Raw genomic sequence first — 17,469 nt, 5'->3', positions numbered from 1 at the left:
ATGAGACCGGGGATCCATGAAGGGAAAGACCACATTGACGATAGCCGCTTTGCTGATCGGCTTTGTTTTGTCTTTTCCATCCACCGTTTCACCTGAGAGAATTGCACGCATGACCATTCCCGCGTCGCCTGCCGCCTTTGCAGAAGTCAACGGCATCGAAATGTATTACCGGATCGTCGGCGAAGGCTCGCCAATCCTGCTTATTCCCGGCGGCCTGTCCGACCAGCATGTATGGGATGCACAACTTCCGATCCTTGCGCGCGACCACACCGTAATCGTTGCCGACAGTCGCGGACAGGGACGCTCCACCCGCACCGATGATCCGATCACCTATGGACTGATGGCCGACGACTATGTGGCGCTGCTCGACTTTCTCCACATCGACAAGGTCGATCTAGTCGGCTGGAGCGATGGCGGCATTATCGGCCTCGACATCGCCATGCGCTATCCTGAACGGCTGACAAGCCTGTTTGCGCAGGCGGCAAACGTCACGCCTGACGGCAATACCGGTTATGCCGAGGCCCGCGCCGAAGGAAAACCGATACCGGAACTGCGCCACTATGAGAGCATCGACAAGGAAATCCACGCGCTGTGGGCGAACGAGCCGAACTTTACGGACGAGGACTTGTCCGGCATCAGCGTGCGCACGGCGATTGTGATCGGAGACCGCGACACGGCCATCACACGCGAACATACGGAGTTCATCGCCAGTCAGATACCGGGTGCTGAATTGATCATTCTGCCTGATGCCGGGCACGGCGTCCCGGTCGAAAATCCGCGTCTCTATGCGCATACGGTGCTTCGTTTCATTGACGGCAAAAACGCCGAAGAAACGAAGACCGCGAGCCGGAAAAATTAAACCCGGTTCGGCAATACGCGATCGGGCGGGCGGTGCCCGTCGACAAAAGCCTTGATATTGATGATGACCTTGTCGCCCATATCGATGCGACCTTCCATGGTGGCCGATCCCATATGCGGCAGCAGGACGACCTTGCCCTTTTCGGCAAGCGCCAGCAGCCGCGGATTGACCGCCGGCTCGTTCTCGAAAACATCCAGCCCCGCCCCGGCAAGCTTGCCTTGTTCGATCAGCTCGATCAGGGCATTCTCGTCAATGATCTGGCCGCGTGCTGTGTTGACCATATAGGCAGTCGGTTGCATCAGCGCGATGCGGCGTGCGGACAGCAGATGGAATGTGGCAGGCGTCGAAGGGCAGTTGACCGAGATGATATCCATCCGGGCCAGCATCTGGTCGAGGCTATCCCAATAGGTCGCTTCCAGTTCTTCCTCGACTTCAGGGTTGACGCGCTTGCGGTTGTGATAGTGAATGGAAAGCCCGAAAGCCTTGGCGCGGCGGGCGACAGCCGTGCCGATGCGTCCCATGCCGACAATCCCGAGGCGCTTGCCCCAGATGCGCCGTCCGAGCATCCAGGTCGGAGACCAGCCTGGCCATTGTCCGTGGCGCTCGCCCAGCACATTGGCACCTTCCACCAAACGTCTAGGCACGGAAAGCAAAAGTGCCAGGGTCATATCCGCCGTGTCTTCGGTCAGGACATTCGGCGTATTGGTGACGGTGATTCCACGCTTTGCGGCGGCCGCGACGTCGATATTATCCACGCCATTACCGAAATTTGCGATGAGCTTGAGATTGGGACCCGCCTGTTCGATCGCAGCTGCATCGATGACATCTGTGATGCAAGGCACCAGAACGTCCGCTTCCTTCATCGCAGCGATGATTTCCGGCTGATTCATGCGGTGGTCGTCTATATTCAGACGCGCATCAAACAGTTCCCGCATTCGGGTTTCCACTGGGTCCGGCAATTTTCGCGTAAGAACGACCAGCGGTTTCTTCTTGTTCGACATCTCCACCCCATCGTTGAGCAAAGCCCCCGGAACAGCCCGTATTGTAACCAACTGGCGGGGCACGCTCCAAGAAATTTCCTGCACATTTCCAGCGGAAAACCGACTCCCACTTTTCCCGAAAATGCGTTAACCGAAGCTTCATGTTGAGACCTCCTTAACCAAGGCGGTGCAATATGGGATATTGCTTCGGCTGAACATCTCTATCAAGGCGAAGCGGCAAAGACAAAGAAAAACCGGAAACTTCAGGTGTCTCTTGGAAAATCCACATCGATTTTCTGAAAAGATACATTTAAAATCAAACAATTAGGTCGCTTTCGATCTGTTCCATACAGACGGATGTGCGATCTGAAAACAGGACGGCAACGTCGCCTCGCAGCCCCCTTAAACTGCTGAAGCTACTACCGTGCTGTCGTGACAGGACGGCGAGAGGTCGCAGTTTGTACAGAGTACTTTCGCAACGCTTTTGGATAGCCATGCTTGGCTTTCTGGCATTTTTTCTCATTCTGGCGCCGCTTGGCGCTTCACACAGGCATGCCGCACGGGCCGCAGAGCCCGCGGGCACGACTGTCGGCGCAAGCGGACTTCCCGTGCCACGTTTCGTCAGCCTTAAACCCGCACGCGTCAATCTGCGCATCGGTCCGGGGCGCGACTATGCGGTTTCATGGCTTTTCATGAAGGCGGGACTGCCCGTCGAGATCATCCAGGAATATGACAACTGGCGTCGTATCCGCGATGCGGACGGCACGGAAGGCTGGGTCTACCAGTCGCTGCTTTCCGGAAAGCGAACTGCCATCACAGCCCCCTGGCTCAAGAACAATCAGGGTTCGATGATCAATATGCGCCGCGATGCCGCCGACACATCGGGACTTGCTGCCGAAATCGAACCGGGTGTAGTCGGCACCGTGCGTGAGTGCACCGGTCAATGGTGTCGGGTGGACATGGGCGGCGTACGCGGCTGGATCAAGCAATCTGACCTGTGGGGTGTTTATCCGGGCGAAGTCTTCGACTGACTTCGGTCTCACGGAGTGGGATAAGAGAACCGGGCAAGCTTGACTTCGCCAGACACGAACCGATACTGCGATCAGAGCGTCGATCTCATTCAATCAGATCGAAGTGCGCTCTGAATTGAGTTTCAAAGGAGTTTTATGCGCAGACGTTCATCGCGACCGTTTTAACGGATTTGAACCCGCCCGTACGGCGGAACTCTTGTGCATACTCAAAACTCTGGAAGACCATGAAAAATCATGACGTGATAATCCGCGCCTATCAGGCGTCGGACAAGCCATCCCTGTCGTCCATCTGGTATCGCGCCTCCCTGGAGGCCCATTCCTTTCTCGGAGGAGATCGGCTTCAAGACCAGCGCAAACTCATCGAAGACGTCTATCTCGAGAAGGCAGAAACATGGGTTGCCACGATCAATGACAGGCCGATTGGCTTTATCGGCCTGCTCGATAGTTTTATCGGCGGGCTGTTTGTCGATCCTGACGTTCAAGGCTGCGGAACAGGGCGAATTCTGATCCGCCATGCATTGGCATTGAAAGGCGAGCTATCGCTTGAAGTTTATGCCGACAATGAGCGGGCATGTCGTTTCTACAGCCGTCTCGGCTTCAAGATAACCAGTCAGCGATCGGAAGACGATGAAGGCCTTCCCTTTCGCAACATCCGGATGGAACTGAAAGGCTGATAAGCGAGCGGGGCGAAAAATCGCCCCGCCTCCACCTCGGAATATCACCAGGCAGGTGCCACCGATCCCTTGAACGTCGTGGCGATGAATTCCTTCACTTCATCGCTGTGGTAGGATGAGATCAGGGTTTTCACCCAGTCGGCATCCTTATCGGTGGTGCGAACGACGAGAATATTGACGTAAGGCGCTTTCTCGCCTTCCCGCACCAGCGGATCGGTTGCCGGGTTCAAGCCAGCTTCCATGGCATAGTTGGTGTTGATGACGGCCGCATCGACGTCTTCCATCGAACGCGGAAGCTGTGCCGCATCGAGTTCAACGAATTTGAGGTTCTTCGGGTTTTCAACGATATCGAGGGTACTGACCTTCAGCCCCTTGGCCGGGTCGATTTTGATGATGCCGTTTTCAGCAAGAACCAGCAAAGCGCGACCACCATTGGTCGGATCATTGGGGATCGCAATTGTCGCGCCGTCGGCCAACTCCGAAATATTCTTCAGCTTCTTTGAATACAGCCCCATCGGAAAGTTGACCGTCTCGGCAACGCTCACAATGTCGAAGCCGCGATCGGCAACCTGATTGTCGAGATAGGGCTTATGCTGGAAGGAGTTGGCTTCCAGTGCGCCATCCGCAAGCGCCATGTTCGGGATGACATAATCCGAGAATTCCTGAATATCGATTTCAAGACCGTTCTTCTCGGCGACTTCCTTCACCTTTTCCATGATCTGGGCGTGCGGCCCCGGCGTCACTCCGATCCGGATGGTCTTTGCAAAGGCGCTGCCAGCGGTGAACACGGCGAGAATGGTCGCGGCGACAAGTAGCTTACGCATGATATCTCCTTCGAATGTGCTCCGGCCAGGCTTGGGAGGCGATTCAGCCGGGGGTGCAGAACTTTATCCCTTTTCAGCCCCATACGGTCCAATAGGCAACAAAAAAGCGGCCATGGCCGCTTTCTTTTCATGTCCAACTAAAAGGAGCGCTCGTTACTGGCTCTTGCGGCGCAGGCGAACGATAATATCCACGTTCACGATTTCCATGCCATGCGGCGCATCCGGCATGTTGGCAACCGTAGGCTGGCCTCTTTCGCCGTGTGGAATATCGAACACGACATTTTCCCCTTCGAGGAAGAAATGCTGGTGATCCGAGATATTCGTATCGAAATAGGTCTTCGAGCCTTCAACCGCGATGATACGCAGCATACCGGCTTCCGTGAACTGGTGCAGCGTGTTGTAGACCGTCGCCAGAGACACCGGCACGTCGGCCATCACGGCCTCTTCGTGCAGGTCTTCTGCAGACAGATGGCGATCGCCCTGGGCGAAGATCAGGCTCGCAAGCGCAACGCGCTGCCGCGTCGGACGCAGGCCCGCGCGGCGGAGCTGCTCTTCCATCGAGACCGTCGAGTGGGTATGTGAAGACTGCATATTCACCGTTGGTTCCGTCACAAGCTTGTTGCAAAATCATCAATCGTCAAACGGGCTGTTGCCCATTGCATACTGACATTGATATATGCCGTTGCGAAATAAGTATCAATAGGCTTGGGAATTGGCCGGTTTTTCGGATAAACCCCCAAATAACTCAATGCATGATTTTACTGCCGGAAACAGTCTGTGGTAGGGATGTTCCGGTGAAACCTACAACCGGGCCGGATTGCCGGTCGATACAGAATGAACCTCAAGGGAGGCGTAATGGCAGAACAGAAATCAAGCTATGGGTATGAAGAACTCCTGGCCTGCGCACGCGGCGAGATGTTCGGCCCCGGCAATGCTCAGCTTCCCCTGCCTCCGATGCTGATGGTCCATCGCATCACCGATATTTCCGAAACCGGTGGTGAGTTCGACAAGGGCTATATCCGCGCCGAGTATGATGTGCGCCCCGATGACTGGTATTTCCCGTGTCATTTCATGGGCAATCCGATCATGCCGGGCTGCCTCGGTCTTGATGGCATGTGGCAGCTGACCGGTTTCTTCCTCGGCTGGCTCGGCGAGCCGGGTCGCGGCATGGCTCTCTCCACCGGTGAAGTGAAGTTCAAGGGCATGGTGCGTCCGCATACCAAGCTTCTCGAATATGGCATCGATTTCAAGCGCGTCATGCGTGGCCGCCTTGTGCTCGGCACGGCTGACGGCTGGCTGAAAGCCGATGGCGAAACCATCTACCGGGCGTCTGACCTGCGCGTCGGCCTGTCGAAGGACAGCGAGGGCCAGTAAGGCACCTCAATCACCATCATCCACGAGCGCGACTGCAAAAAAGTGAACAGTTTTCATGCGGCCGCGCTCAAAACATGCGAAGATCGCACCTATGTAACCGCGAGACGGACACGTCGCTCACGGATCAGGTGTAAAGGAGAACGCGATGCGGCGTGTGGTCGTAACGGGTATGGGGATCGTATCCTCGATTGGTAACAACACCGAAGAGGTCACGGCTTCGCTGCGTGAAGCAAAGTCCGGCATCTCCCGCGCTGAGGAATATGCCGAGCTTGGCTTCCGTTGTCAGGTGCACGGCGCTCCGAATATCGACGTCGAAGCACTGGTCGATCGTCGCGCGATGCGCTTCCATGGCCGTGGCACGGCCTGGAACCATATTGCGATGGATCAGGCCATTGCGGATGCGGGGCTTTCCGAAGAGGAGGTCTCCAACGACCGCACCGGCATCATCATGGGTTCCGGCGGTCCATCGACCCGCACCATCGTCGATTCTGCCGACATCACCCGCGAAAAAGGCCCAAAGCGCGTCGGCCCGTTTGCCGTGCCAAAAGCCATGAGCTCGACGGCTTCCGCGACGCTTGCGACCTTCTTCAAGATCAAGGGCATCAACTATTCGATTTCTTCGGCCTGCGCGACTTCCAACCATTGCATCGGCAATGCGTTCGAAATGATCCAGTATGGCAAGCAGGACCGCATGTTCGCAGGCGGCTGCGAAGACCTCGACTGGACGCTTTCGGTCCTGTTCGACGCCATGGGCGCCATGTCGAGCAAGTATAACGACACGCCATCCACTGCATCGCGTGCCTATGACAAGAATCGCGACGGCTTCGTCATTGCTGGCGGTGCTGGCGTGCTGGTGCTGGAAGACCTCGAAACCGCACTGGCCCGCGGCGCCAAGATTTACGGCGAAATCGTCGGCTATGGCGCGACGTCCGACGGTTACGACATGGTCGCCCCGTCCGGCGAAGGCGCGATCCGCTGCATGAAGATGGCCCTTTCGACCGTCGAGGGCAAAATCGACTATATCAATCCACACGCCACCTCGACGCCAGCTGGCGACGCCCCGGAAATCGATGCGATCCGTCAGGTCTTCGGCTCAGGCGACGCCTGCCCACCGATTGCTGCGACCAAGTCGCTGACCGGCCACTCGCTCGGTGCAACCGGTGTGCAGGAAGCGATCTACTCGCTTCTGATGATGCACAATAATTTCATTTGCGAAAGCGCACATATCGAAGAACTGGACCCTGCCTTCGCGGACATGCCTATCGTTCGCAAGCGCATTGACAACGCTCAGCTCAATACCGTGCTCTCCAACTCCTTCGGATTTGGCGGCACCAATGCGACGCTGGTTTTCCAGCGCTATCAGGGCTGAGGGAGAGGGAAAATATGGAAGGTTTGATGAAAGGCAAACGCGGCCTCATCATGGGGGTCGCGAATAATCACTCACTCGCTTGGGGAATTTCAAAGCAACTCGCAGCACAGGGCGCCGAACTAGCCTTCACCTATCAAGGTGATGCACTCGGCAAGCGCGTAAAGCCGCTGGCCGAACAGGTCGGCTCCGATTTCGTACTGCCTTGCGATGTTGAAGATATCGAGTCGGTCGATGCGGTCTTTGCCGAAGTCGAAAAGAAGTGGGGCAAGCTCGATTTCATCGTTCACGCCATCGGCTTCTCCGACAAGACCGAACTGAAGGGTCGCTACGCAGACGTCACCACGCGCGAAAATTTCAGCCGCACAATGGTGATTTCCGCCTACTCCTTCACGGAAATGGCACAGCGCGCTGAAAAACTCATGAAGGACGGCGGCTCGATCCTGACGCTGACCTATGGCGGTTCCACGCGCACCATCCCGAACTATAACGTCATGGGCGTTGCCAAGGCCGCGCTTGAAGCCATGGTGCGTTATCTTGCTGCCGATTACGGCCCGCAGGGCATCCGCGTCAACGCCATTTCGGCCGGTCCGGTGCGTACGCTTGCCGGTGCCGGTATTGGCGACGCCCGCGCAATCTTCAGCTATCAGCGCCGTAACTCGCCGCTGCGCCGTACCGTCGACATCGATGATGTCGGCAAATCGGCGGTCTATCTGCTGTCTGATCTCTCGAGCGGTGTCACCGGTGAAGTCCATTATGTGGATTCCGGCTACAACATCGTCTCCATGCCGACGCTTGAAGAGCTGAAAAGCTCTGACGCGGAGCGCGGTGAATAAGCCAAGCCATCTTATAAAAGGCCGCCTTCTGGGCGGCCTTTTTACTTATTTCTTCGCATCGAAGATTTTGAAACCGTTCGCCTCTTCGAGAAGAGTCACATTCTTGAACAGTCCTTTGAGCGTCGTCTCATAAGGCAATTGCCGGTTTGCGACCATAAGCAGACGCCCGCCCGGCTTCAGGCGTGACGCGGCAGCGGCAATGAACGCCTGACCAAGCGAAACATCCGTCACCCGCCCCTCATGGAACGGTGGGTTCATAATCACGGTGTCGTAGATGCCTGCCATCTTTTCACTCGTCACATCGAACCAGTTGAAGCTGATCGGCACTGATGCACCAAGCCGCTCCAGATTGCCGCGCGCCGCTTCCAGCGCCTCATAATCGGCTTCATAGAGATCGATAGACTTGATGCGATCCGCAAACTTCAAGCATTGCGCCGCAAGATAGCCCCAACCGGCGCCAAGATCGGCGACGTTACCAAAAACAATCTTTTCCATATGCGGCACGAGCAGCGCCGAACCCTTATCGATAACACCGTGCGAGAACATGCCGGGTTCTGTGCGGAACACATCGTCAATATCGGTCGCAAGCGGCTTCAGAGCCGCGATGAATTCATCGGTGAGGTCGGCTGGTCGTCCGAACCAGAACGCCACGGCATGGTTCTTCGACATGCGGTCGCTGATCTCGGCGATATTGCTGGCCCATTTTCGAAAACTGTCAATGCCGAGCTTCTTGTCGCCTGACACGGCAATCCACCCACCGGGCTCAACACGCGCCAGGAGCTCCGCAAACCACGCCTCATTGCGCCCGCGATGTTTTCCGAGCAGCAGTAGCCCGCCGGAAAAACGCTTCTCCTCGCCCAATCTGGGAACTGTCTTGAAGCCCTCCTTTTCCAGCACCAGCCAATCGGGGCGCCAAGGCTGCAGGAAGGTCAGCGCCTGTTTCCATTCGTCCTCAAGACGCCGATCCGCAGAAAGACCACACGCAAGAAAGGATTGCCCCTCTTCGGGCATATCCAGAATGTCCTGATCGAAGGGGAGAAAGAGTGTCTGTTGTGCCGGTGTAATCATGACTCATCCATGGTCTTGAATTGATTCCCATGCAACAAAAAAGCGCGCCACAAGAGCGCGCTTTCGATTGATTTACAGTAGCAGAAACGCTTATTCAGCGTCGGCTTCTGCCTTCTTTTCAGCAACAACTTCCTTGCCGGTTTCCTGATCGACAACCTTCATCGACAGGCGAACCTTGCCACGTTCGTCAAAGCCCATGAGCTTGACCCAGACCTTCTGGCCTTCCTTGACCACGTCAGTGGTCTTGGCAACGCGGTCGGAAGCCAGCTGCGAAATGTGAACCAGACCATCGCGTGGACCAAAGAAGTTTACGAAAGCGCCAAAGTCAGCGGTCTTGACGACCGTACCTTCGTAGATTTCGCCAACTTCCGGTTCGGCAACAATCGAGTGGATCCACTTCTTGGCGGCTGCGATTTCCTTGCCGTTCGACGAAGCGATCTTCACCGTACCGTCGTCTTCGATGTTGATCTTGGCGCCGGTCTTTTCCACGATTTCGCGGATAACCTTGCCGCCCGAACCGATAACGTCACGGATCTTGTCGGTCGGAATGTTCATCACTTCGATGCGCGGAGCGAATTCGCCGAGTTCGTCACGCGACGTGGACAGAGCCTTCGCCATTTCGCCGAGAATGTGGACGCGACCGCCCTTGGCCTGCTCCAGAGCGACCTTCATGATCTCTTCGGTGATACCGTCGATCTTGATGTCCATCTGAAGTGCGGTGATGCCGTTGTCAGTACCGGCTACCTTGAAGTCCATGTCGCCGAGGTGATCTTCGTCGCCGAGGATGTCGGACAGGACAGCATAACGGTCGCCTTCCTTGATCAGGCCCATGGCGATACCGGCAACCGGACGTGCGAGCGGAACGCCTGCGTCCATCAGAGCCAGCGAGGTGCCGCAAACAGTCGCCATCGAGGACGAACCGTTGGATTCGGTGATCTCGGAAACCGAACGGATCGTGTAAGGGAACTGGTCGGCAGCAGGCAGCATCGGGTGGATGGCGCGCCATGCGAGCTTGCCATGACCAACTTCACGACGGCCTGGCGAACCCATACGACCGGTTTCACCGACCGAGTATGGCGGGAAGTTGTAATGCAGCATGAAGGATTCTTTGTAGGTGCCGGTCAGGGCATCGATCATCTGCTCGTCTTCGCCGGTGCCGAGCGTGGCAACAACGATGGCCTGCGTTTCGCCACGGGTGAACAGCGCCGAACCGTGGGTGCGCGGCAGAAGGCCAACTTCCGAAACGATTGCACGAACGGTCTTCAGATCGCGGCCGTCAATGCGGCTGCCGGTGTCCAGAATGTTCCAGCGAACAATCTTGGCCTGCAGATGCTTGAAAATGGTCGCGAACTGCTCAGGCGACATTTCCGGCTCTTCAACGCCTTCCGGGAAGAAGTGAGCCTTCGCCTTGGCTTTTGCAGCGTCAACAGCAACGTAACGGGCCTGCTTTTCGGTGATCTTGTAAGCGTCGCGCAGGTCGTTTTCGATAACGGCGAGCACCTTGGCTTCGAGATCCGACAGATCTTCCGGCTGGAAATCACGTGGTTCCTTGGCAGCAACTTCAGCGAGCTTGATGATCGCGTCGATTACCGGCTGGAAGCCCTTCTGGCCGAAAACAACGGCGCCGAGCATGACCTCTTCGGAAAGTTCCTGCGCTTCCGATTCGACCATCAGCACTGCGTCGGCAGTACCGGCAACAACCAGATCGAGCTTCGATTCCGGCATTTCGTCGATATTCGGGTTCAGGACGTATTCGCCGTTGATGTAGCCAACGCGCGCGCCGCCGATCGGACCCATGAAAGGAACGCCGGAAATGGTCAGTGCTGCGGAAGCTGCAACCATCGACAGAACGTCGGGGTTGTTTTCGAGGTCGTGCTGAACAACAGTTAGAACAACCTGCGTGTCATTCTTGTAGCCATCAACGAAGAGCGGGCGGATCGGACGGTCGATCAGACGCGAAACGAGGGTTTCGTTTTCGCTCGGACGGCCTTCACGCTTGAAGTAACCACCAGGGATCTTGCCAGCGGCATAGGTCTTTTCCTGATAGTTGACAGTGAGCGGGAAGAAATCCTGGCCCGGCTTCGGCTCCTTGGCAGAAACGACAGTCGCCAAGACAACGGTTTCGCCATAGGTTGCGAGAACTGCACCGTCAGCCTGACGTGCGATCTTGCCGGTTTCGAGCGTAAGCGGACGACCGCCCCATTCGATTTCTACTTTATGGGTATTGAACATATCTTGTCCTCATGTGGTGATGCCGCGCAAAAGCGCCTGAAGGCATCGCCTCGGTTGGCGGACGGGCCACGGGCAAGACAACGGGAAGTTCGTTATGTGTCAGAACATTCGCTCCCGAATATCCTCTGACACGAACTGCCTGCAATCCTGCCCCATGACTGGTCCAGGTCATGAGCCTTTTGGCTCTTCATCGGCATGACGGAATGCACCCGGTGCGTCGTTTCATGCCAGCGGGCATTCGCCCGATAGAGCGGATGCACTCACATATGTTCGCGCTTCCGCTCTATCTGTTTGGTTTTACGCATGTCTTTGTCCCAAAACCGGTTCCCACTTTTGGGAGACATGCTCAAGTGTCGCATTTTATCTGTAAGCGGCTATCCGCACGACAAAATGCCGAATAAATCAAATGGGCGACGTTTTGAGACGTCGCCCGATTTTACCGTTAGCGGCGCAGGCCGAGACGGCCGATCAGCGCCTGGTAACGTGCCTGGTCGATGCCCTTGACGTAGTCAAGAAGGCGACGACGCTGCGAAACCAGCTTCAGGAGGCCGCGACGCGAATGATTGTCATTCTTGTGGCCCTTGAAGTGTTCGGTGAGGTTGGCGATACGCTCGGAAAGAACGGCAACCTGTACTTCAGGAGAACCGGTGTCGCCTTCCTTGGTGGCGTATTCCTTGATAAGTGCTTGCTTGCGCTCAGCAGTAATCGACATCGTAACACCCTTTCTAGATGAGAGGAAAACCAGACGCCCGGGCCGGGATGTCGTCCAGCGCGGGCCATTTACACGATCTGACATGCTTTTACGCATGATCGATGAAGGGGCATATAGTGCAAAATTGGCGGGAACGCCAGTCTCAATTCAATTTGCCGCCTTATCGCGATCTTCTGACGAAACGTCAGCCCGTTGTGAAAACGCGCTTCGGTTTGAACTGTCCATGCTCGATGTAACCGATGGCGAGCAGTTTTCCGCGTGTCGTGACACAGGCTTCGTCTGCTTCCAGAGGCGCATCGCGTCCGCGCAGGATCACCGGATTGCCAAGACGCACGCGTTGCGCCTGATCGTCGGTAAGCGGCACCTGCGGCAGACAATCGAGAGCAGCTCCCGTATCGATGACCAATGCATCAATCGCCGAAAAGTCGCGACGCGGAGCGGGTTCGACGACATTGCCATCCTCATCCTTGGGCGGAAGCGGCGGCCAAGCCTGTTCAAGTTCTGCCAGTGTTACAGCGTCTTCTTCCGTGAACGGCGCAACTTCGATGCGGCGCAGCTCTGAAATGTGTCCGTAGCAACCGAGATCCCGGCCCATATCGCGTGCGAGAGAGCGCACATAGGTGCCCTTGGAGCATTCGACCTCGAACTCGGTGCGATCAGCATCCGGAATACCAACGATCTCCAGACGGTCAATCTCGACTTCACGGGAAGGTATCTCGACCGTCTCGCCTTCGCGGGCAAGATCGTAAGCGCGCTCGCCATCGATCTTGATGGCGGAAAACTGCGGTGGAACCTGCGAAATGACACCGGTGTAGTTCGGCAGCAATGCCTCGACATCGGCGCGCGACGGGCGATTATCCGAGGTCTTGGTGGCAACACCTTCCAGATCGTCCGTTGAGCGTTCCTCGCCCCAGCTTACCGTGAAACGGTAGATCTTGGTTCCATCCATGACATAAGGCACGGTTTTGGTGGCCTCACCCAGCGCTATGGGCAACATGCCGGAAGCAAGCGGATCAAGCGTACCGGCATGACCGGCTTTTTCGGCGTTGAACAGCCACTTGATCTTCGAGACCGCCTCGGTCGATCCCATCCCTTTCGGCTTATCGAAAATAACCCAGCCGGATATCGGACGACCTTTTTTCTTGCCCCGTCTTGCCATGCTTTATTCGTCTCCATTGCGGGAAGCCTTGTCTGCCTCCCGGTCTTCTTCATCGTCATGCCCAAGATCGCGGGCGACTTCCGGCGAGCGGAGCAGCGCATCGATCTTGGAAAAATTGTCAAAGCTCGTATCGGCCCGGAAGCGGAATTCCGGCATGTATTTCATCTGGCTGAGGCTTGGCGCCATGCGACCACGAATGAACTTTGCGTTTGCAGCCAGCGCCTTGATAACCGCTTGCGTGTCGGCGTTACCAAGCGGGGTGATGAAACAGGTCGCAATCTTGAGATCGGGCGACATCCGCACTTCCGAGACGGAAATCACGGTGTGGGCGATAAGATCGTCGCGAATTTCACCGCGTTGAAGCACCTGCGCCAATGCGTGGCGCACCTGCTCGCCCACGCGAAGCTGGCGCTGGGAAAGGCCGCCTGAGCCTTTTGGATCTGGAGAACGTGCCATGGCTATATCCTCGATAAACAGCCGCCAATCGGCATCCAGCCGCGAAGGACTGTCCGACAACATGACTACAAATTGGCAGGCGTAATAATACGCAACTTACCACAATCCAGCTGGGAGTCAGACCCTCTGGACCGGATAATGAAAAGCCGGGCCACCTCTCGGCAGCCCGGCGGGATAGTACTTAAAGTGTGCGCGAAACGTGTTCGACTCGGAAGGCTTCGATAACGTCGCCTGCGCGAATGTCGTCGTAGTTCTCGAACGCCATACCGCATTCCTGACCGGCCGGAACTTCCGACACTTCGTCCTTGAAACGCTTGAGCGTCTTGAGCTTACCTTCGTGAATAACCACGTTGTCGCGGATGAGGCGGACGCCTGCACCACGCTCGACCTTGCCTTCGGTGACACGGCAACCGGCAACCTTGCCGACCTTGGTGATGTTGAAGACTTCGAGAATCTCGGCATTGCCGAGGAAGGTTTCGCGGCGTTCCGGCGACAGGAGACCCGACATCGCTGCCTTAACGTCATCGATCAAATCATAGATGATGTTGTAGTAGCGGATTTCGATGCCCTGCTGATCAGCTGCGTCACGTGCCTGCTTGTTGGCGCGGACGTTGAAGCCGATGATCGCAGCGTTGGAGGCTTCGGCCAGCGACACGTCGCTTTCCGTGATACCACCGGCGCCCGAATGCACGATACGTGCACGCACTTCGTCGGTGCCGAGCTTGTCCAGCGCATTGGTGATGGCTTCGATAGAACCCTGCACGTCGCCCTTGATGACGAGTGGGAATTCCTTCGTGCCCGACACCTGGAGCTGGTTCATCATCTGCTCGAGCGAACCACGCGCACCGGACTGGCGAGCAACGGCCTTGTCGCGTGCCAGACGCTGACGGTACTCGGCAATTTCGCGCGCCTTGGCTTCGTTGGCAACCACGGCAAAGCGGTCACCGGCCTGCGGCGTGCCCTGAAGGCCGAGGACTTCCACCGGCATCGCAGGACCGGCTTCCTTCACATGCTCGCCACGGTCGTTGACCAGTGCGCGCACGCGGCCCCATTCGCTACCGGCGACGAGGATGTCACCCGGATGCAGCGTACCCGTCTGAACCAGAACGGTTGCAACCGAACCACGGCCACGATCGAGCTGGGCTTCGACGACAACGCCTTCAGCCGTACGCGACGGATCAGCCTTGAGATCAAGAATTTCAGCCTGCAACAGAATTGCTTCAAGCAGTTTGTCGAGGTTGAGCTTGTTCTTGGCCGACACTTCGACGTCGAGAACTTCACCGCCCATCGATTCCACAAAGACGTCATGCTGCAACAGAGCAGTACGAACCTTCTGCGGATCGGCAGCCGGCTTGTCGATCTTGTTGATCGCCACGATGATCGGAACACCTGCCGCCTTGGCATGGTTGATCGATTCAATCGTCTGAGGCATCACGCTGTCATCGGCAGCCACCACGAGGATGGCAATGTCGGTCGCCTGCGCACCACGGGCACGCATTGCAGTAAAGGCAGCGTGGCCCGGCGTATCGATGAAGGTGATCTTCTGGCCGTTCTGCTCGACCTGATAAGCACCGATATGCTGGGTGATGCCACCGGCTTCGCCCGAAACAACATTGGCGTGACGGATCGCATCAAGCAGCGAGGTCTTGCCGTGATCGACGTGACCCATAATGGTCACGACCGGAGGACGGGAAACCAGCGCAGCCTCGTTGTCGGCAACACCGAAGATGCCTTCTTCAACGTCCGATTCCGCAACGCGCTTGACGGTATGGCCGAATTCTTCAGCAATGAGCTGCGCCATATCGGCATCGATCACGTCGCCCGGCTTCATCATCTGGCCCTGCTTCATCAGGTACTTGATGATATCGACCGAACGTTCGGTCATGCGCTGCGCAAGTTCCTGAAGCGTAATGGTTTCAGGAATGGTCACTTCACGCGAAATCTTTTCGCGTGTTTCCTGCATCTGCGAACGCTTGAACTTTTCCTGACGACGACGCATCGCCGAAAGCGAACGCGAACGACCTTCATCCTCAAGATTGCTGGAGATGGTCAGCTTGCCACGACGGCGATCATCTTCGGTCTTGACCACTTTTGGCGCGCGAACTTCCGGCTTGGCCGGAGCACCGCGACGGGCAGCAGTCAGGCCACCGCCACGACGGTCGTCATCGTCAGATGCGACAGTCTTGCGAAGCTGGCTCTGCGGAAGCGGCTTGCCCGGGATTGGGGCAGCGTCGGCAAGGCTTGGCGCAGCCGGGCGCGGACCACCCTGCTGCGGACGGCCACCTTGCGGCGGACGATTGCCCTGAGGACGACCGGCCTGCTGCGGGCGATTGCCCTGCGGTGCCGGGCGCGCATCGTCGCGACGCTCGGTACGGGCTTCCGGCTGCGGCATACGCTTGGCAGCCTCTTCCTCGGCCTTGCGGCGGGCATCGGCCTCGGCCTTGAGGCGAGCTTCCTCTTCCGCCTGACGACGGGCAGATTCTTCACGCTCCTTGGCGCGGCGGGCATCTTCCTCGGCGCGACGCTTGGCTTCCTCGACAGCGCGTGCGCGTTCCTCAACTTCACGGACCTGCGCTTCTTCGAGCGCACGGCGACGTGCATCCATTTCGGAGCGCGACAGCGTGTTCAACACCATGCCGGAGCGGTCGGACGGGCGCGGACGCTGTGCCTGCTGGCCGCCGGGACGCTGCTGTGCCGGGCGCTGCTGTGCGACATGCGGCTTCGTTACCGGAGCAGCAGGGGCTGCTGGCTTCGGTGCCGGGGCGGCTGGTGCTGGCGCACGCACTACCGGCGCGGCTTGTGCAGGCTGCGCGGCTTGTGCCGGTGCAGGAGTAGATGCCGCAGGCGCGGGAGCAGCAGGTGCCGGAGCTGCTGGCTTCGGCGCCGCTGCCTCGACTTCCGGCTTCTCGTCAGGCCGCGAGAATTTGCGCTTTTTCGTTTCAACGACGACAGCCTTCGTGCGGCCGTGGCTGAAATTCTGGCGCACGGTGCTCTGCTCGACGCCCGGCCGCTTCATGGTCAGCGTCTTCTTCGTATTAACGCTCAGCGTCTTGTCGTCGTTCGTTTTATCGCTCATTACGTTTCCGTTTCCTTCGCGGCTCCGGCCGCTCTACTCGAGCTTTATCCAACGTGACCGGGTCATGTTGGATAAAACTCCAGTCATCCGCCTCAACGCGCAATCCGATCCGGGGTCTGCCAGGCCCCTCCAAAATTGCGCTCTAATCCGGGTCCGATGCGCTTTCACCGCGATAGCGATGCAACATAAGCGCCCGCTTTACGAACCCGGCCGCCGCCTTTCCTTCAAGTACGGCTGCATGTATCACATTTCCGCCCCCAAATGCCAAATCCATTTCTTCCCCCGTAAAAAGAGTGAAAGAAGGGATTTCCGGACCATCCAGATGCACCACGGCACGGCGAGCCTGATCGAGCTTGCGTACGCCGTCGGCGGCGGCTTCCTTTGCGTGCAACACCATGGCGGCTGTCCCGGTGCGGATCGCCTGATCCACCTTGGTCGAGCCAGATACCACAGCTCCGGCCTTGCGAGCCAACGCGAGGCTGCCAAGGGCAGATTTCGTCAGCAACTGGTCCACCAGCGCGCCAAGATCCGCCTGCGGCGTTACACCTTCCTTCAGCGCCCGCGCAAAAAGCTTGCGCTTGACTGCTTCATCCACCAGACGGCGCTCGGCCTTGACCCAGCACCCCCTGCCCGGCAGAGTTCTTTTCAAGTCCGGCACCACGGAACCGTCGGGACCGGCCACAAAACGGATCAGATCATCGGCAGAACCGCTTTCGCGCGTGACGATACAGGTTCTGTCATTCATATCCTGCTCCACGCGAACTCCAGTCTTGCCATATTGCGGTCTGCCCGCACGTCGGACGTAACGCGGGCGCTGTACCA

General features: G+C 57.6%; 16 protein-coding genes. 6 read left to right on the top strand and 10 right to left on the bottom strand.

From position 1 onward, the window contains the following. Nucleotides 1-16 precede the first annotated feature (16 nt). A complete protein-coding gene (locus tag LJ361_RS22880) occupies nt 17-859 on the top strand; it encodes an alpha/beta fold hydrolase (protein ID WP_010657790.1) in 843 nt (280 codons plus the stop codon). On the opposite strand, the gene LJ361_RS22875 is transcribed toward LJ361_RS22880, so the two are convergent. Next, on the bottom strand, nt 856-1,860 hold the full coding sequence (locus LJ361_RS22875; protein ID WP_010657789.1) for a 2-hydroxyacid dehydrogenase: 1,005 nt from the start codon (nt 1,858-1,860) through the stop codon (nt 856-858). The genes LJ361_RS22880 and LJ361_RS22875 overlap by 4 nt on opposite strands. A gap of 437 nt (nt 1,861-2,297) precedes the next feature. Between LJ361_RS22875 and LJ361_RS22870 the strand changes: the two genes are divergently transcribed. Together LJ361_RS22870 and LJ361_RS22865 are read left to right on the top strand one after the other, a co-directional pair. Further along, a complete protein-coding gene (locus LJ361_RS22870; RefSeq protein WP_029375824.1) occupies nt 2,298-2,870 on the top strand; it encodes an SH3 domain-containing protein in 573 nt (190 codons plus the stop codon). 224 nt (nt 2,871-3,094) lie between these two features. Further along, nucleotides 3,095-3,544 (top strand): GNAT family N-acetyltransferase, encoded by a 450-nt coding sequence (locus LJ361_RS22865; protein ID WP_010657787.1) that lies wholly within the window; start codon nt 3,095-3,097, stop codon nt 3,542-3,544. Nucleotides 3,545-3,588: 44 nt separating this feature from the next. On the opposite strand, the gene LJ361_RS22860 is transcribed toward LJ361_RS22865, so the two are convergent. Together LJ361_RS22860 and irrA are read right to left on the bottom strand one after the other, a co-directional pair. After that, complete coding sequence (locus LJ361_RS22860) at nt 3,589-4,368, bottom strand: MetQ/NlpA family ABC transporter substrate-binding protein (protein WP_010657786.1); 780 nt, start codon at nt 4,366-4,368, stop codon at nt 3,589-3,591. A 153-nt stretch (nt 4,369-4,521) separates the two neighbouring features. Then, on the bottom strand, nt 4,522-4,959 hold the full coding sequence (gene irrA / locus LJ361_RS22855; RefSeq protein ID WP_012090985.1) for an iron response transcriptional regulator IrrA: 438 nt from the start codon (nt 4,957-4,959) through the stop codon (nt 4,522-4,524). A 264-nt stretch (nt 4,960-5,223) separates the two neighbouring features. Between irrA and fabA the strand changes: the two genes are divergently transcribed. From fabA to fabI, 3 genes are all read left to right on the top strand, one after another. Then, the gene (gene fabA / locus LJ361_RS22850) at nt 5,224-5,742 is read left to right on the top strand and encodes a 3-hydroxyacyl-[acyl-carrier-protein] dehydratase FabA (RefSeq protein WP_010657784.1); all 519 of its coding nucleotides are present in this window, start codon (nt 5,224-5,226) and stop codon (nt 5,740-5,742) included. Between the two features lie 145 nt (nt 5,743-5,887). After that, a complete protein-coding gene (gene fabB / locus LJ361_RS22845; RefSeq protein ID WP_010657783.1) occupies nt 5,888-7,111 on the top strand; it encodes a beta-ketoacyl-ACP synthase I in 1,224 nt (407 codons plus the stop codon). 14 nt (nt 7,112-7,125) lie between these two features. After that, nucleotides 7,126-7,944, top strand: a complete 819-nt coding sequence (gene fabI / locus LJ361_RS22840) for an enoyl-ACP reductase FabI (RefSeq protein ID WP_010657782.1) — start codon at nt 7,126-7,128, stop codon at nt 7,942-7,944. A 45-nt stretch (nt 7,945-7,989) separates the two neighbouring features. On the opposite strand, the gene LJ361_RS22835 is transcribed toward fabI, so the two are convergent. The 7 genes from LJ361_RS22835 to LJ361_RS22805 all read right to left on the bottom strand — a co-directional run bounded on the left by LJ361_RS22835 (nt 7,990) and on the right by LJ361_RS22805 (nt 17,392). Next, the gene (locus LJ361_RS22835) at nt 7,990-9,012 is read right to left on the bottom strand and encodes a class I SAM-dependent methyltransferase (RefSeq protein ID WP_264812332.1); all 1,023 of its coding nucleotides are present in this window, start codon (nt 9,010-9,012) and stop codon (nt 7,990-7,992) included. 90 nt (nt 9,013-9,102) lie between these two features. After that, on the bottom strand, nt 9,103-11,244 hold the full coding sequence (gene pnp, locus LJ361_RS22830; RefSeq protein ID WP_010657780.1) for a polyribonucleotide nucleotidyltransferase: 2,142 nt from the start codon (nt 11,242-11,244) through the stop codon (nt 9,103-9,105). Nucleotides 11,245-11,686: 442 nt separating this feature from the next. Beyond that, complete coding sequence (rpsO, locus tag LJ361_RS22825) at nt 11,687-11,956, bottom strand: 30S ribosomal protein S15 (RefSeq protein ID WP_010657779.1); 270 nt, start codon at nt 11,954-11,956, stop codon at nt 11,687-11,689. Nucleotides 11,957-12,140: 184 nt separating this feature from the next. Then, nucleotides 12,141-13,115 carry a tRNA pseudouridine(55) synthase TruB gene (truB, locus tag LJ361_RS22820; RefSeq protein ID WP_010657778.1) on the bottom strand — a complete coding sequence of 325 codons (975 nt, stop codon included), beginning with the start codon at nt 13,113-13,115 and terminating at the stop codon, nt 12,141-12,143. 3 nt (nt 13,116-13,118) lie between these two features. Beyond that, nucleotides 13,119-13,571, bottom strand: coding sequence for a 30S ribosome-binding factor RbfA (rbfA, locus tag LJ361_RS22815; protein ID WP_010657777.1), 453 nt, complete (start codon nt 13,569-13,571; stop codon nt 13,119-13,121). A gap of 181 nt (nt 13,572-13,752) precedes the next feature. Next, complete coding sequence (gene infB, locus LJ361_RS22810) at nt 13,753-16,647, bottom strand: translation initiation factor IF-2 (RefSeq protein ID WP_010657776.1); 2,895 nt, start codon at nt 16,645-16,647, stop codon at nt 13,753-13,755. A gap of 142 nt (nt 16,648-16,789) precedes the next feature. Then, nucleotides 16,790-17,392 (bottom strand): RNA-binding protein, encoded by a 603-nt coding sequence (locus LJ361_RS22805; protein ID WP_010657775.1) that lies wholly within the window; start codon nt 17,390-17,392, stop codon nt 16,790-16,792. Between the last annotated feature and the right edge of the window lie 77 nt (nt 17,393-17,469).

The sequence above is a fragment of the Brucella sp. JSBI001 genome, from assembly GCF_026014005.1.
Taxonomy (GTDB): Bacteria; Pseudomonadota; Alphaproteobacteria; order Rhizobiales; family Rhizobiaceae; genus Brucella; species Brucella anthropi.
Note: the sequence above shows the minus strand (reverse complement) of the source record. Positions and strands in the feature narration are given on the sequence as shown.

Coding starts and splice junctions, on each gene's coding strand:
- LJ361_RS22880 (WP_010657790.1), top strand. CDS start 17: ATGAAGGGAAAGACCACATTGACGATAGCCGCTTTGCTGATCGGCTTT.
- LJ361_RS22875 (WP_010657789.1), bottom strand. CDS start 1,860: ATGTCGAACAAGAAGAAACCGCTGGTCGTTCTTACGCGAAAATTGCCG.
- LJ361_RS22865 (WP_010657787.1), top strand. CDS start 3,095: ATGAAAAATCATGACGTGATAATCCGCGCCTATCAGGCGTCGGACAAG.
- LJ361_RS22860 (WP_010657786.1), bottom strand. CDS start 4,368: ATGCGTAAGCTACTTGTCGCCGCGACCATTCTCGCCGTGTTCACCGCT.
- irrA (WP_012090985.1), bottom strand. CDS start 4,959: ATGCAGTCTTCACATACCCACTCGACGGTCTCGATGGAAGAGCAGCTC.
- fabA (WP_010657784.1), top strand. CDS start 5,224: ATGGCAGAACAGAAATCAAGCTATGGGTATGAAGAACTCCTGGCCTGC.
- fabB (WP_010657783.1), top strand. CDS start 5,888: ATGCGGCGTGTGGTCGTAACGGGTATGGGGATCGTATCCTCGATTGGT.
- fabI (WP_010657782.1), top strand. CDS start 7,126: ATGGAAGGTTTGATGAAAGGCAAACGCGGCCTCATCATGGGGGTCGCG.
- LJ361_RS22835 (WP_264812332.1), bottom strand. CDS start 9,012: ATGATTACACCGGCACAACAGACACTCTTTCTCCCCTTCGATCAGGAC.
- pnp (WP_010657780.1), bottom strand. CDS start 11,244: ATGTTCAATACCCATAAAGTAGAAATCGAATGGGGCGGTCGTCCGCTT.
- rpsO (WP_010657779.1), bottom strand. CDS start 11,956: ATGTCGATTACTGCTGAGCGCAAGCAAGCACTTATCAAGGAATACGCC.
- truB (WP_010657778.1), bottom strand. CDS start 13,115: ATGGCAAGACGGGGCAAGAAAAAAGGTCGTCCGATATCCGGCTGGGTT.
- rbfA (WP_010657777.1), bottom strand. CDS start 13,571: ATGGCACGTTCTCCAGATCCAAAAGGCTCAGGCGGCCTTTCCCAGCGC.
- infB (WP_010657776.1), bottom strand. CDS start 16,647: ATGAGCGATAAAACGAACGACGACAAGACGCTGAGCGTTAATACGAAG.
- LJ361_RS22805 (WP_010657775.1), bottom strand. CDS start 17,392: ATGAATGACAGAACCTGTATCGTCACGCGCGAAAGCGGTTCTGCCGAT.